This is a genomic window from Haloarcula terrestris (assembly GCF_031624315.1).
Lineage (GTDB): Archaea > Halobacteriota > Halobacteria > Halobacteriales > Haloarculaceae > Haloarcula > Haloarcula terrestris.
In genome coordinates this window covers 135598-149291 of sequence record NZ_JAMQOM010000006.1, presented here as the reverse complement: position 1 = coordinate 149291, position 13694 = coordinate 135598, and the positions used below count along the sequence as shown (strand labels likewise).

Sequence of the window (13694 nt, the reverse complement as noted above, 5' to 3'; positions counted from 1 at the left end):
ACGACACATCTAATGAGTGGCGAGCAGGAACTCGGCATCACCGAGAGCAAGGAGCATTCACCCGGCGAGTGGTACGCCGAGGTCGTCCAGAAAGCCGGCCTCGCGGACTACGCCCCCATGGGCGGGTTCATCGTCACGCGCCCACGCGGCTACGCCATCTGGGAGCGTATCCAGAACAACCTCGACGGCTGGTTCAAGGACACCGGCGTCCAGAACGCCTACTTCCCGCTGTTCATCCCCGAGAGCTATCTGGAGAAGGAGAAAGACGTTGTCGAGGGGTTCGACCCCGAGGTCGCGTGGGTGACCCACGGCGGCCACGAGGAACTCGAAGAGCGCCTCGCCGTCCGGCCCACCAGCGAGTCCATCATCGCGCCGTTCATGGCCCAGTGGACCCGCTCGCATCGGGACCTCCCGATGCGGCTGAACCAGTGGTGTTCGGTCGTCCGGTGGGAGGCCACGGAGACGAAGCCGTTCTTCCGCACCAAGGAGTTCCTCTGGCAGGAGGGCCACACCGCCCACGCAGACGAGGACGGCGCGTGGGAGGAGACGATGACTCGCCTGGACCAGTACGCCCGCCTCTACGAGGATGTCATGGCGATGCCGCCGCTGAAAGGGCGCAAGCCGCCCCACGACAAGTTCCCCGGCGCGCACACGACGACGACCATCGAGACGCTGATGCCGGACGGCAAGACCGTCCAGGCGGCGACCTCTCACTACCTCGGGACCTCCTTCGGCGAAGCGTTCGACATCACCTACGCTGACGCCGACGAGGAAGAGAACACGGCCCACACGACCTCCTGGGGGCTGTCCTGGCGCGCGATGGGTGCCCTCATCATGACCCACTCCGACGACCAGGGCCTCGTGCTCCCGCCCGCACTCGCGCCCGATCAGGTCGTCGTCGTCCCCATCTGGCAGGAGGAGAACAAGGACGAAGTCGTCGACTACGCCGCCGACCTCGCCGCCGAACTCGACGAGGCCGGCGTCCGCGTCGAACTCGACGACCGCGAACACCGCAATCCCGGCTTCAAGTACAACGAGCACGAACTCCACGGCGTCCCACTCCGCGTCGAAATCGGCCCCCACGAGGTCGAAGACGGCGAGGCGACGCTCGTCCACCGCCCCGACGGCGAGAACGCGACCGTCGACCGCGAGGGCATCGCCGAGACGGTCGAGGAGCACCTCGACACCGTCCACGCCAAACTGTACGCTGACGCCGAAGAGACGCTGGAGGGCGAAATCCGCGAGGCCGAGTCCCGCGAGGAGATCCTCGGGACCATCGGCCAGCACGGCGGCTACGTGAAGTGTGGCTGGTGTGGCGACGCGGACTGTGAGGAGCCGATCAAGGACGCTATCGCGGCCGAAATCGTGATGGTCCCGCTCGACCGCGACGAGGAGCCGATTCACGACGACTGCGCTATCTGCGGCGAGGACGCAGAAGAGACGGCGTACTTCGCGAAGAGTTACTGAGCGCGCGGGTCGATTGCTTACTCCGGCAACCGCTCCAGAAACGCGTCGGCTTCGGTTCGGCCCTGTTCCATGAGGTCCTCGATGAACCGGGGGTCGCGGTCGCGTTTCGAAGCCGCTGTCAGTTTCTCGTTGAGGGCCAGTCGCCGAATCTCGACGTGTTTGAACTCGTCCGGGAGATACCCTTTTTCCACCCACTCGTTGACCTTCCGGACGAAGAATAGTTCCTGGTTCAGCGAGAGGTTCCCCGAGAGTTCCTGGCGGCGGTCGGTGATCTCCGCCAGCGACGTGGGCCGCCCGTCGCGGGTCTGTGGCTCGATCTGGATGACCCAGATCTCGTCGGGCTTTGGCCGGTCGCTGGTCAGGAACTCCCGAATCGGTGGGTTCTGTGAGAACAGACCGTCCCAGTGCCAGTGGCCGTTCAGTTCGACGGCCTTGTACAGCAGCGGATACGCGGCCGAGGCCAGTACCGTCTTCGCGGTGATCGCGTCGTCGCTGAACGTCTTGAACACGCCGCTGTTGACGTTGACCGTGCCGACGGTGACGTGTGGCGGGGCGTCGTCGGCGAGGGCATCGAACACGTCGAACTCGATGTGGCGGTCGAGCAGCGACAGGTACCAGCGGTGGCCCGACCGGCCCGGCGTCGCGTAGGGGGAGACATCGGCCACAGGAACCATGGCGTTCGCAAGCCGCCGCCGCCAGACCAGCGACTCGTTGAGCAGGAACGAGGGCGGCGTCGTGGCGGCGACATCACACCAGACATCCTCCAGCAGGTCCCCAGCGTACTCGGGACCTTCACTGAGCAGGCCGTACCAGGCCGTGACCGCACAGAGCGCGCCGCCGGAGGTGCCGCTCACACCCACGAAATCGTACTCGGCGTCGACCGCCGGAAGGAGCCGTTGCAGAGCGCCGGCGGTGAACGCGCTGTGGCTGCCGCCGCCCTGACAGGCGATGGCGACGCTAGGGCCATTACCAGACATGCGTCTGTGCTGATACGAACGGCTCGCACAGATACCTACCGGCTAAAGGAAGGATGGGGTCGGGGAGCGTGTGACGTTTTCCTCCGTGCCCCCGATGAGCACTGCTGTCCCTATGTATATAAATCGCCGTCAGACTACAGTCATACAAACGCCAAACGGCGAACAGATACCGCCGCGAGCACTCGGATTTGTGAGGAGTTATCGGCGTTCGTCAGCCGACCGGATCGCGGGGACCCAGGCGAGACGGACGGTCGATTCGACAGTATCACCGTTTGATATATTAAGACCTTATATATTATCCTTCGGCTGGGTATCTCGTGATATGGCTAGATATCCGGGACCGACACGGTTATATACTGTCTCATGTTACCAGTTGCCATGGATGACCTGTTTGTCGGACGAATTATGTCTTCACCTGTAACGACTGTCGCCGTCGACGCAAACGCGAAAGCGGTGGCGAAACGGATGCTCGACGAGAACATCAGTTCCGTCGGTGTCGTCGATGCGGACGGTGACCTGGCCGGGATTCTCACCTCGACGGACTTCGTTGAAATCGCTGCAGAGGGCGGAGATCCGGATGAGTTGGCCGTCTCGGCGTTTATGAGTACGGAGTTGGTGACGGTCACGGCGAACGACCCCGTCGAGACGGCTGCAAGCCTGATGCTGGACCACAGTGTGCATCACCTCCCTGTGGTCGATGAAACGGAAGGTGTAGTCGGAATTATCTCGACAACTGACATTACTGCCTACGTTTCCGGTATCGAGGAGCCGGCGGCACCGATGCTCGGCTGAAACTCGGACGAACCGCCAGCCTGCGGCCGCGATACATCATCCACGATACCGCCCGAATAATCGTTATAAATATATATGCCTTAATGTGGGGTTAAACAACACTAATACCATTAGGAGTACCCTCTTATAGGGGCACGCCTAGGCGTGAAACACATGGTTGAGCGACAGACAGGTCTCTCTGCAGGCGACGCCGGGCTTGCAGATCCCACGGACGAGCGGTCGAACTGTGGTGTCGGGGTCGTCATGGACCTCGACGGCCAGAGCGACCACTGGGTTGTATCGGACGGACTCGAACTTCTCGACAACCTCGAACATCGAGGGACGACAGGAGCCGAGCAGGACACGGGCGACGGAGCGGGTATCATGCTCCAGATTCCCCACGAGTTTTTCGCTGCCGAAGTCGACGCCGACCTGCCACCCGCTGGCGAATACGCCGTCGGCACGCTCTTTCTCCCGAAGGACGACGACGAGGTCGCCGCGAGTCTGAAAGACCTCGTCGAGACAGAACTCGCCGCAGAGGGCCTGGATGTCCTCGACTGGCGCGACGTGCCCACGGACAACAGCGACCTCGGCGCGACAGCACTCGAATCTGAGCCCGATATCGTCCAGTTTTTCGTCACTTCCGCGACGGGCAAAACCGGCGACGCCTTCGAGAACCAGCTCTATATCGGTCGCCGGTCGCTCGAAAACACCGTCGACGAAGAGAAACCACCGGGTCACGAGCGCTTCTACGTCGTTTCGCTCGCGACCGACGTAGTGGTGTACAAGGGCCTGCTCAAGGCCGAACAGCTCGAAGACTACTATCCTGATCTCGAAGACGAGCGCGTGCAGTCGACGTTCGCGATGGTCCACGCCCGCTTCTCGACGAACACGCTCGGTGCGTGGCACCTCGCACACCCGTACCGCCGAGTCATTCACAACGGCGAGTTCAACACCATCCAGGGGAACATCAACTGGATGCGCGCTCGGGAGACCGACATCCAGAGCGACGAGTTCGAGGGCGACTTGGAGAAGATCAAGCCCATCATCGACGACCCCGAGCAGTCAGACACCGCGAGCGTGGACAACGCGCTCGAACTCCTACTGCAGGGCGGCCGCGACCTGCCCCACGCGCTCCGGATGCTCATCCCCGAGGCCTGGCGTGGCGAGATGAACGACGTGACCGGCGACCGGCGTGATTTCTATGATTACCACGCCTCGCTGGTCGAACCCTGGGACGGTCCGGCGCTCGTCGCGGCGACGGACGGCGACCGCATCGGGGCCGTGCTGGACCGGAACGGCCTGCGCCCGTGTCGCTACGACGTGCTGAAGGACAACACGCTCGTGATGTCCTCGGAAGCCGGCGCGCTGGAACACGACGCCAGCGAAATCGAGGAACGCGGTCGACTCCAGCCCGGGCAGTGCTTCCTCGCCGACCCGGAAGAGGGACGGGTCATCCCCGACGCGGAAGTGTTTGACGACATCACCGACGACAAGTACGGCGAGTGGGTCGCCGAGGAACAGGTCGGCCTCGACGAGGTCGCCGACCGCGAGGACAACGCGCCCCGCGACCCGTCGGACGCCCTGCGGAGCCACCAGGCCATGTACGGCTACACGTACGACGAGGTCGACCACCTCATCGAGCCGATGGCCGAGAAGGGGAAAGACCCCGTCGGCTCCATGGGCGACGACACGCCGCTGTCGGTGCTTTCGCAGTTCAACCGCCCGCTGTTCACCTACTTCAAGCAACTGTTCGCCCAGGTGACGAACCCGCCGCTTGACTACATCCGCGAGGAACTCGTCACCTCGCTGGAATCGCGGCTGGGCCACCAGCGCAACATCCTCGACGAGAGCCAGGACCACGCCCGCCAGCTCGTTCTTGACTCGCCGATTCTCACCGACGCGGAGACGCAGTCGCTCAAGGACCTGAACGCGAACGGCATGTCTACGAAGGTTCTCGACATCACCTACGAGAAGGGCGGCGATCTCCGCGAGGCTATCGAAGACGTGCGGGCCGAGGCTGACGCGGCTGCCAGGGAGCACGACATCATCGTCCTCTCTGACCGCACGGCCAGCGAGGACCGCGTGCCGATTCCGAGCCTGCTGGCGGTCGGCGGTATCCATCACCACCTCGTCCGCAACGGTCTCCGCAACCACGTCGGTCTCGTTATCGAGTCCGGCGACCCGCGTGCAGTCCATCACTTCGCGACGCTCATCGGCTACGGCGCTGGCGCGGTCAACCCCTACCTGGCCTACCAGACTATCGAGGACCTGGTGGCCGGGCCGGACGGTGCAGACCTCGCCGACGCCATCGACGCCTACATCACTGCTGTCGAGGACGGCCTCCTGAAGACGATGGCCAAGATGGGTATCTCAACGGTCGAGTCCTATCAGGGTGCCCAGATCTTCGAGGCCGTCGGCCTCTCCTCTGATTTCATCACCGAATATTTCGAAGGAACGACCTGCCGGACCGAAGGGATCGGCATCGAGGAGATCGAGGACGACCTCACCCAGCGCCACGAGGTCGCCTGGAGCGAGGAAGAGCCCGACATGCCCCGCCAGGGCGAGTACGAGTTCCGCTCGAACGGCATCCACCACCAGTGGAACCCCAACACGGTCGGCAAGATCCAGCAGGCCGTCCGCATGGGCGACTACGACACGTACAAGGAGTTCGCCGAGCTGGTCAACGACCAGAACGAGGAGCTCCAGACGCTCCGTGGCCTGCTCGAATTCGACTCCGACCGCGAGTCCATTCCCGTTGACGAGGTCGAACCGGTCGAGGACATCGTCGAACGGTTCGAGACCGCGGCGATGTCGCTCGGGTCGCTGTCGCCCGAGATGCACGAGAACAACGCCATCGCGATGAACCGACTGGGGGCCAACGCCAACACGGGCGAGGGCGGGGAGCCGCCCGAGCGCTTCGACACCGAGAAGGAGTGTACGACCAAGCAGGTCGCCTCCGGCCGCTTCGGCGTCACCTCCGACTACCTCGCGTCGGCCGACGAACTCCAGATCAAGATGGCCCAAGGGTCAAAGCCCGGCGAGGGTGGCCACCTGCCCGGCAAGAAGGTCAACGAGATGATCGCCCACGTCCGGTACGCGACGCCGGGCGTCGGCCTCATCTCGCCGCCGCCGCTGCACGACATCTACTCCATCGAGGACCTCAAGCAGCTCATCCACGACCTCAAAGCGTCGAACCCCGAGGCTGATATCAACGTCAAACTGGTCTCGGAAGACGGCATCGGGACCATCGCGGCCGGCGTCGCCAAGGCCAATGCCGACGTGGTCCACATCTCGGGCCACGACGGCGGGACCGGCGCGTCGCCCAAAACGTCCATCAAGAACGCCGGCCTCCCGTGGGAGCTCGGTGTTTCGGAGGCCAACCAGATGCTCCGTGCGACTGGCCTGCGTTCGCGCATCAAGGTGACCACCGACGGCGGCATGAAGACCGGCCGCGACGTGGCCGTCGCCGCCCTGCTCGGTGCCGAGGGATACACCTTCGGGACCGCCTCGATGGTCACCTCCGGCTGCGTGATGGCCCGGCAGTGCCACGAGAACACCTGCCCGGTCGGCATCGCTACGCAGAACGAGAACCTCCGTGAGCGGTTCCCCGGCGAGCCACAGCACGTCATCAACTACATGACGTTCGTGGCCCAGGAGCTGCGGGAGATCATGGCCGAACTCGGCTTCGAAACGGTCGACGAGATGGTCGGCCGGCCGAGCGTGCTGGCACAGCGCGACGACGTGTCCCAGCCCAAGGCCCAGAAGCTCGACCTCTCCTCTGTCATCGCGGAGCCGGCCGACAACGACGGCCGCTACAAGCAGCGCGAGCAGACCCACGAGGTCGACGAACAGCTCGACTGGGAGCTCATCGACGCCGCCGAGGGCGCTATCTACGAGGGTGACCCGGTCGCCATCGACACGGACATCAACAACGTCGACCGCGCGGTCGGGGCCACGCTCTCGAACCGCATCTCCCGCGAACACGCCAGTGCGGGCCTCGCCGACGACACCATCCGGGTCGACTTCGACGGCACGGCCGGCCAGTCCTTCGGCGCGTTCCTCGCACAGGGCGTGACGATGGAGCTGACCGGGACGGCCAACGACTACGTCGGCAAGGGCCTTTCCGGCGGGAAGCTGATCCTGAACACGCCGGACAACGCCTCCTTCGACCCGACGGAGAACATCGTCATCGGCAACGTCGCGCTGTACGGTGCGACCCAGGGCGAGGCCTACGTCAACGGCATGGCCGGCGAGCGCTTCGCCGTCCGCAACTCCGGAGTCAAGGGCGTCGTCGAGGGCGTCGGCGACCACGGCTGTGAGTACATGACCGGCGGTGCCATCGTCGTGCTGGGCGAGACGGGCAAGAACTTCGCGGCCGGGATGTCCGGCGGCGTCGCCTACGTCTACGACGCTGACGGCGCGTTCGCGGAGAAGGCAAACACCGGCATGGTGTCGCTCGACGACACGCTGGAGGCCAAGGACCGCCAGATGATTACCCGCCTCGTCGAGAACCACGCCGCCTACACCGACTCCGACCGTGCGGCGGAACTGCTGGAGAACTGGGACGACGAAGTCGAGAACTTCACGAAGGTGATGCCCGACGCCTACGCCGAGGTCATCGCCGACCGCGAGCGCGACGACGTGCGCAACGAACCGCCGGCCAAGGCCACGCCGAGCGCCGAGGCCACTGAAGCGGACTTCGCCGCCTCCACCGACGACTGAGGTCGCTGGGCGGCGAGGTCGGGAAACCCTTATTTTTGTCAGCCGAGTAGTGGGAATAGAGTGGTCCAAAATGGGAACAACGGAACCGAACGCAGAGTCCGACGCTGACGATGAACGTGTGTCGTTACACGTCGACGACCGGGGCCGCATCACGATTCCGAAATCCGTTCGAGACCGGCTTGGAATCGAACCGGGAACCGACGTGTCCGCCCGACTTTCCGGGTCGGTTCTCACAGTCGACCCAAAGCCCAGTGTGGGGCTCGAAACTGCGACAGCAGGCCGCGACTCCTGGGAAGAGACCACGCCCACTGACGCCGGCCAGTCGCTGTTCGGGCCGATGACTGACGACGAGCAGTAATCATGGACAGCGCGATTCCACACGGTGTCAAAATCCTCACGGATGTCAACGTCCTCGCTATCGGACTCACCGATGACCATCCGGCCCATGACTACGTCTGGCCGTGGATTCGGGACGCGCTCGATGGGCCGAACGTGTTGCTGGTGTTCGATTACTACCCACTCAGATCACAGTACATCATGACACAGGAGTTCGGTGTCGATGAGACCGACGCCCGCAACGCAGTCCAGTCGCTCGTCCAGAGCCCGGCACGGCTGGTCGGAGCCACCGACGGAACGATGCTGGACGCGTACGAGATCAGCGCTGAGAAAAACCACGACGTGTACGATTCGTTTATCGTCGCACTCGCGCGAGAGCACGACGCGGACCTGCTCGTGACGACTGATACTGATTTTGAAGCGCTGTGCGCTGACGAAGCAGTCGAGTACAGAAACCCGGTTCCGTTGGACGAACTCGACGTGCTGGCCGTCGACGGATAGAGGGATTGGGTGGACGGGCCACACTGTTTTGCCGGTCCCGTTCGAGCAGGGGATATGGACAGCGTCCTCATCATCGGCGGCGGTCGGTTCATCGGCCGACACACGGTCACCGAGTTCCGCGACGCGGGCTACGACGTGACGATGCTCACCCGCGGGCAGCGTCCGAACCCGTTTTCCGACACTGATGTTACCCACGTGGAAGGTGACCGCCGCGAGCGGGCCACGCTCGAAACCGTGCGCGAGCGTGTCGACCCGGATGTGGTCGTCGACTGTGTGGCGTACTTCCCGCGGGACGTGCGGGCGGCCACCGATGTTTTCGCCGACACCGAGGCGTACGTCTACGTCTCAAGCGGCGCGGCCTACGGCGTCGAGCGGACGCCAAAACGGGAGGGCGAGACGCCGCTTGCGGGCTGTACCGACGAACAGGCCACGACCGACAGCAGGGAGACGTACGGCCCGCGCAAAGCCGAGGGCGACCGCGAGGTGTTCGCCGCCGCGGCGGACGGCGTCCGAGCGATGAGCGTCCGACCGACTGTCGTGTACGGTCCCCACGACTACACCGAGCGGTTCGCCTACTGGGTGGCCCGCGTGGCCGAGTACGACCGAGTGGCCGTTCCCAGCGACGGGCTCAGCCTGTGGCAGATGGCCTACGTCGAGGACGTGGCGAGCGCACTCAGACTCGTCGCAGAGCGGGGAACGGCCGGCGAGGCGTACAACGTTGGCGACGAGCACGCGCCGACGCTCCGGGAGTGGATCGACCTGCTCGCCGGTGTCTACGAGACGGAGGTCGAGACTGTCGGCGTTGGCGAACGTGAACTCGCGGCGGCGGGACTGACACCCGATGATTTCCCCATCTACCGCAACTCGCCGCATCTGCTATCGACGGCGAAGCTCCGCGAGTTGGGTTGGTCGTCGACGCCCCACGAAACGGCGCTGGCCGTGACCGTCGCCGAACACCGAGAAAACGACCGCACCGGGCGGGAGTTCGGACCCGACCGGGACACCGAAGCGGCGCTGATTGACCGTCTCACCGACTGAAAGAGGGAATACTACGCCTGGCGCAGCATCGTGTGCTTGACCTCGTAGTCTTCGAGAAACGCACCGTACCCGCCGACGGTGATTTGCTCCTGTCCGGTGTCGACGACCAGCGAGTTTTCGAAGCCGAAGTCGCTGTTGGTCGGTTCGAGGAGGTTCTGTCGCACGTCGACCACTTCGCCGGTTAGCATCTCGAAGTCGTCGTCGGAGCCCGTCGGCCGGGCGTACAGGTCGGCGACGACTGACTTGCCAGCCCGGAGCGCGAGCGTCGTGGTGAACACGACGGGGCGGAACATGTCGTAGCGAACGGGGAGGGTTGGCGGTCGGGAGACCAGGACTTCCTCGCCGATGGGCCAGTAGTTGCCCAGGTAGGAACCGACCAACACTGCCGCGACAGCCTCTTGCGTGAACGTGATCGCGTTCGTCTCGTCGTGGTCCCAGCTGAGCATCGTTGATGGCGAAACCAGCCCGCGCTGCTGGTCCGTCGCCAGGAGCGACGGCGCACCGTCAAGGCCGAGCCGAACGGCGTTGGCGACGCCGTCCAGTTCCAGTTTCATCGAGTCGGCGTCGTACCCGGACAGCGTCAGGAGTACGAGGATGCCTCGCTCGCGGGCGCGACGCAGCGGCTCGCGGATGTCGGGCAATCGGCGCGCCGGGAGCTGGAGCACGACCTCGCAGTCGGCGGCGGCGATGTGTTGCTCCAGCCGTTTGACGATAGTCGGTCGGGATTTGACTACCTCGAAGGAGTTGTCATCGGCCGGGTTGTCCTCGTATCGGGTCTGTACCGCCGTCTCGAGCGTGTCGAGTTCGCGTCGCAGCGCGCCGAAGGCCTCCGCCGGGGGCGTCGCACGGATGACCGTCGGCGTCCGGTGGTCGTCGACGGTGACGAAGCCGTCCGCGGCCAGCGAATCACAGATATCGTACACGTAGCTCTTGGACACCCCTGCGGTTTCGGCCACTGTCCGGGCCGTCGCCGGTCCCTTCTCGACGACGGCGAGGTACGTCTCGGCCTCTGTCTCGGAGAGCCCGTACTGCTGGAGTCGGTCCCGAACTGTCGCGTTCGGCTGGCGTGTGGAGTCAGGCATGGTGAGCGGAGCAGAGCGTGCTGAGTGGTCTCATGTCACGAGGACGCTGTTTCAGCTAGTTTCATCGAACGTATATAATAATTGGTAAGAGCTCGAGCGGGCCGAAATGCGTCTCTGCGGGGCGGTGTTGGACGGAACGGGGGTATCCCGGAACACCGAGAGTTCAGGCGCTGGACCCGTCTCAGGACCGCCCTCGAACCTCATCGAGGAGGTCGACGACATCTTCCATAGTGGGGTCGCGGCTGGTGTTGTTGCCGTTCCCGTTGCCATTTCCGTTGTTACCGTTTCCGCTCCCGTTCCCATTGCCCCGGCCGGGGTTACCGCCCGACTCACCGGGAAGCCCCGGAACGGGGTCCGGGTCAGTGATGCTCCCCTCGTTCTGGACGGTGAGTGTTGCCGTCGGGCCGTCCTGGCCGACCGTGAGTTCGTACTCGCCGGCCTCGACGACCTTCGGGCCGAGTCCGAGTACGTCACCGGGGACGACTTCTAACGCCGACAGGTCGGCGGTCACGTCCACCGTGGTCGACCCGCCAGGGTCCAGTGAGACGCGTTCGTAGCCCAGCAGGCGGCGCATCGGCTGGAGCACTGAGCCGTAGGACTGGGTATTGAACACCTCGACGATATGCTCGCCGGCCATGTCGCCGGTGTTCGTCACCTCGACGCTGACGGTCACCTCGGACTGATTGGCCGGGTTCCCGACGGTGGGCTGGGTGACGGAGACGCTGCCGTACTCGAAGTCGGTATACGAGAGCCCGTGGCCGTACTCGAAGATCGCTGTGTTGTCCGTTCCGCCCGTCGATGTCGGGTCGTAGCGGTTGTACTGCACGGGCGTGGTCCCGACGTTCTCGGGCCAGCTAAAGGGGAGCTTCCCGGAGGGATTGTACTCGCCGACCAGCGTCTCGGCGATGGCGACCCCGCCGTCGCTGCCGGGCTGGCCGGCAAAGAGGAGGGCGTCGAGTTGGCTGAACGTCTCCGGGGATCCCCGTGGCGCGCCGGCGAGCATGACACCGATGATCGGCGTCGACTCGTCGGCGGACTCGACAACGGTGTCGAGGAGAGCTTGCTGGGACTCGTCGAGAACCAGTTCGTCTCGGTCGCCGAACCCCTCGTTGTGGGTCCCTTCGCCGATGACGACGACAACCGCGTCGGACTCAGGGGCCGCTGACTCGACCTGGGAGCGCTGCTCGTCGGTGAAATCGAAGTTGCCGTTCTCGTCGCTTTGCTGGTTCTCGCCGTCGCCCTCGCCGGCGTACCAGGTGGTGTTTTCATACGAGGTGGGCACGTGCGTGAGACTGCCGACGCGGGCGCTCAGTTCCGCTTCTAGGAGGTTCTGGCGCGGGTACGGGCCGCCGGCGCTCGCTCCCTGCCAGCCGAGTGTCCAGCCGCCGTGTTGCATCAGCGCGCGTGTGTTGTTGCCGTTTGCGTCGACACCGGGACCGGTCAGAAGGACGCTCTCGTCGCCCGACAGCGGGAGCGTGTCCTCGTCGTTTTGCAGGAGGACCAGCGACTCCTTGGCCATCGTCTCGGAGGCTTCCTGCGCGCCGCCGAGTACGTTGCCGATGCGGGACTCGTCGACCGTCGGCTGCTCGAACAGGCCGAGGTCGGCCTTCAGTTCGAGTATCCGCCGGACCGCTTCGTCGATGCGCTCGATCGGAATCGCGCCGTCCTCGACGAGGCCGACGACGGTGTCGATGAACTGGACCGGCCCCGGCGCGTCGCCGCCGTTGCCGATCATGTACATGTCGACACCGGCGTTGATCGCCAGCTCCGTCGCCGTCTCGAAGTCGGGCGCGTAGTCGTGGTTCGTAATCATCCGGTTGAGGTCGTCCCAGTCCGAGACGACCATCCCCTCGTAGCCGTAGGTGTCCCGGAGCAGCGTCGTCAACAGCCAGTGGGAGGCGTGGGCCGGAATTCCGTTGATAGCGCCGCTGTTGACCATCACCGTCCCGGGCTCGGCCGCCAGCGCCTCTCGGTACGGCGGGAAGATATTCGTCCGGAGGTCACGCAGCGAGGTCGATGCCGGGGCGCGGTCGTTGCCGTTGTTCGGAATGGAGTAGGCCGCGAAGTGTTTGACACACGCCGTCAGTCGGTCGTCGTTTTCCAGTGCCCGCGCTCGGACTCGCGAGACATCCCCTTCGAGTTTCGGGTCCTCGCTGATACCCTCGAAGAAGCGTCCCCAGCGCGGGTCCCGCTGGAGGTCCGTCGTCGGCGCGAACGTCCAGTGTGCCCCCATGGACGCCGTCGAGTCGCTCGTGTGGCGTTCGGCTTCCTCGATCAGGCTCAGGTCGCGTGTCGCGCCCATGTTCAGCCGCTGGGGGAACACCGTTGCGCCTTCTAGCAGACCGTTGCCGTGCGTGGCGTCGACGCCGTAGAGGAACGGGATGTCGTGGTCGGCGTTCTCCAGGTTGTACTCCTGTAGGGCGTTGATGCCCTGCACCACCTCGTTAGCGTCGAAACTCGGCGGCTCGGCCCCACCTGAGAGAATCGACCCGACGCCGAGTTCGCTGAAGTACTCTCCGACCGTTTCGACACCGAAGCTGTCGGGGACGTTCGATTCCTCCGGTTCCGCCTCGAAAGAGCTGATCGCGACCTGTGTCATCTGGGCCGCTTTCTGCTCCAGCGTGAGGTCATCGAGGAGTGTGTCCACGTCCTGTTGTGCCGCGGCGGTTCCAACACCTGCGCCGGTCGCGGCCGCTGCCGTGGCCACTCCGGTCGCTTTCAGAAACGTCCGCCGAGACGCCTGCATGCCGTCGTCAGTCGTGTCATGTGCCATGACAGACGCACCCAAACAGTGATG

At 64.6% G+C, this 13694-nt stretch carries 9 protein-coding genes; 6 read left to right on the top strand and 3 right to left on the bottom strand.

Features of this window, described 5'->3' with window-relative positions; all coding sequences use genetic code 11:
- The first annotated feature begins 12 nt into the window (after positions 1–12).
- Positions 13–1467, top strand: coding sequence for a proline--tRNA ligase (gene proS / locus NDI54_RS15080; RefSeq protein ID WP_310897263.1), 1455 nt, complete (start codon positions 13–15; stop codon positions 1465–1467).
- A 17-nt stretch (positions 1468–1484) separates the two neighbouring features.
- On the opposite strand, the gene NDI54_RS15075 is transcribed toward proS, so the two are convergent.
- Positions 1485–2444, bottom strand: coding sequence for a patatin-like phospholipase family protein (locus NDI54_RS15075; RefSeq protein ID WP_310897262.1), 960 nt, complete (start codon positions 2442–2444; stop codon positions 1485–1487).
- Positions 2445–2822: 378 nt separating this feature from the next.
- Between NDI54_RS15075 and NDI54_RS15070 the strand changes: the two genes are divergently transcribed.
- The 5 genes from NDI54_RS15070 to NDI54_RS15050 all read left to right on the top strand — a co-directional run bounded on the left by NDI54_RS15070 (position 2823) and on the right by NDI54_RS15050 (position 9815).
- Positions 2823–3236 carry a CBS domain-containing protein gene (locus NDI54_RS15070; protein WP_310897261.1) on the top strand — a complete coding sequence of 138 codons (414 nt, stop codon included), beginning with the start codon at positions 2823–2825 and terminating at the stop codon, positions 3234–3236.
- 153 nt (positions 3237–3389) lie between these two features.
- Positions 3390–7940 carry a glutamate synthase large subunit gene (gltB, locus tag NDI54_RS15065; RefSeq protein ID WP_310897260.1) on the top strand — a complete coding sequence of 1517 codons (4551 nt, stop codon included), beginning with the start codon at positions 3390–3392 and terminating at the stop codon, positions 7938–7940.
- A 70-nt stretch (positions 7941–8010) separates the two neighbouring features.
- The gene (locus tag NDI54_RS15060; protein ID WP_310897259.1) at positions 8011–8298 is read left to right on the top strand and encodes an AbrB/MazE/SpoVT family DNA-binding domain-containing protein; all 288 of its coding nucleotides are present in this window, start codon (positions 8011–8013) and stop codon (positions 8296–8298) included.
- Positions 8299–8300: 2 nt separating this feature from the next.
- The gene (locus tag NDI54_RS15055) at positions 8301–8777 is read left to right on the top strand and encodes a type II toxin-antitoxin system VapC family toxin (protein WP_310897258.1); all 477 of its coding nucleotides are present in this window, start codon (positions 8301–8303) and stop codon (positions 8775–8777) included.
- Positions 8778–8831: 54 nt separating this feature from the next.
- The gene (locus NDI54_RS15050; protein WP_310897257.1) at positions 8832–9815 is read left to right on the top strand and encodes an NAD-dependent epimerase/dehydratase family protein; all 984 of its coding nucleotides are present in this window, start codon (positions 8832–8834) and stop codon (positions 9813–9815) included.
- Between the two features lie 11 nt (positions 9816–9826).
- Here NDI54_RS15050 and NDI54_RS15045 read toward each other — a convergent pair whose 3' ends face one another.
- Both NDI54_RS15045 and NDI54_RS15040 read right to left on the bottom strand, forming a co-directional pair.
- On the bottom strand, positions 9827–10897 hold the full coding sequence (locus NDI54_RS15045; RefSeq protein WP_310897256.1) for a TrmB family transcriptional regulator: 1071 nt from the start codon (positions 10895–10897) through the stop codon (positions 9827–9829).
- Positions 10898–11078: 181 nt separating this feature from the next.
- The gene (locus NDI54_RS15040) at positions 11079–13670 is read right to left on the bottom strand and encodes a glycoside hydrolase family 3 N-terminal domain-containing protein (RefSeq protein WP_310897255.1); all 2592 of its coding nucleotides are present in this window, start codon (positions 13668–13670) and stop codon (positions 11079–11081) included.
- Positions 13671–13694: the final 24 nt, after the last annotated feature.

Coding starts and splice junctions, on each gene's coding strand:
- NDI54_RS15040 (WP_310897255.1), bottom strand. CDS start 13,670: ATGGCACATGACACGACTGACGACGGCATGCAGGCGTCTCGGCGGACG.
- NDI54_RS15060 (WP_310897259.1), top strand. CDS start 8,011: ATGGGAACAACGGAACCGAACGCAGAGTCCGACGCTGACGATGAACGT.
- NDI54_RS15045 (WP_310897256.1), bottom strand. CDS start 10,897: ATGCCTGACTCCACACGCCAGCCGAACGCGACAGTTCGGGACCGACTC.
- NDI54_RS15050 (WP_310897257.1), top strand. CDS start 8,832: ATGGACAGCGTCCTCATCATCGGCGGCGGTCGGTTCATCGGCCGACAC.
- NDI54_RS15075 (WP_310897262.1), bottom strand. CDS start 2,444: ATGTCTGGTAATGGCCCTAGCGTCGCCATCGCCTGTCAGGGCGGCGGC.
- proS (WP_310897263.1), top strand. CDS start 13: ATGAGTGGCGAGCAGGAACTCGGCATCACCGAGAGCAAGGAGCATTCA.
- NDI54_RS15070 (WP_310897261.1), top strand. CDS start 2,823: ATGGATGACCTGTTTGTCGGACGAATTATGTCTTCACCTGTAACGACT.
- gltB (WP_310897260.1), top strand. CDS start 3,390: ATGGTTGAGCGACAGACAGGTCTCTCTGCAGGCGACGCCGGGCTTGCA.
- NDI54_RS15055 (WP_310897258.1), top strand. CDS start 8,301: ATGGACAGCGCGATTCCACACGGTGTCAAAATCCTCACGGATGTCAAC.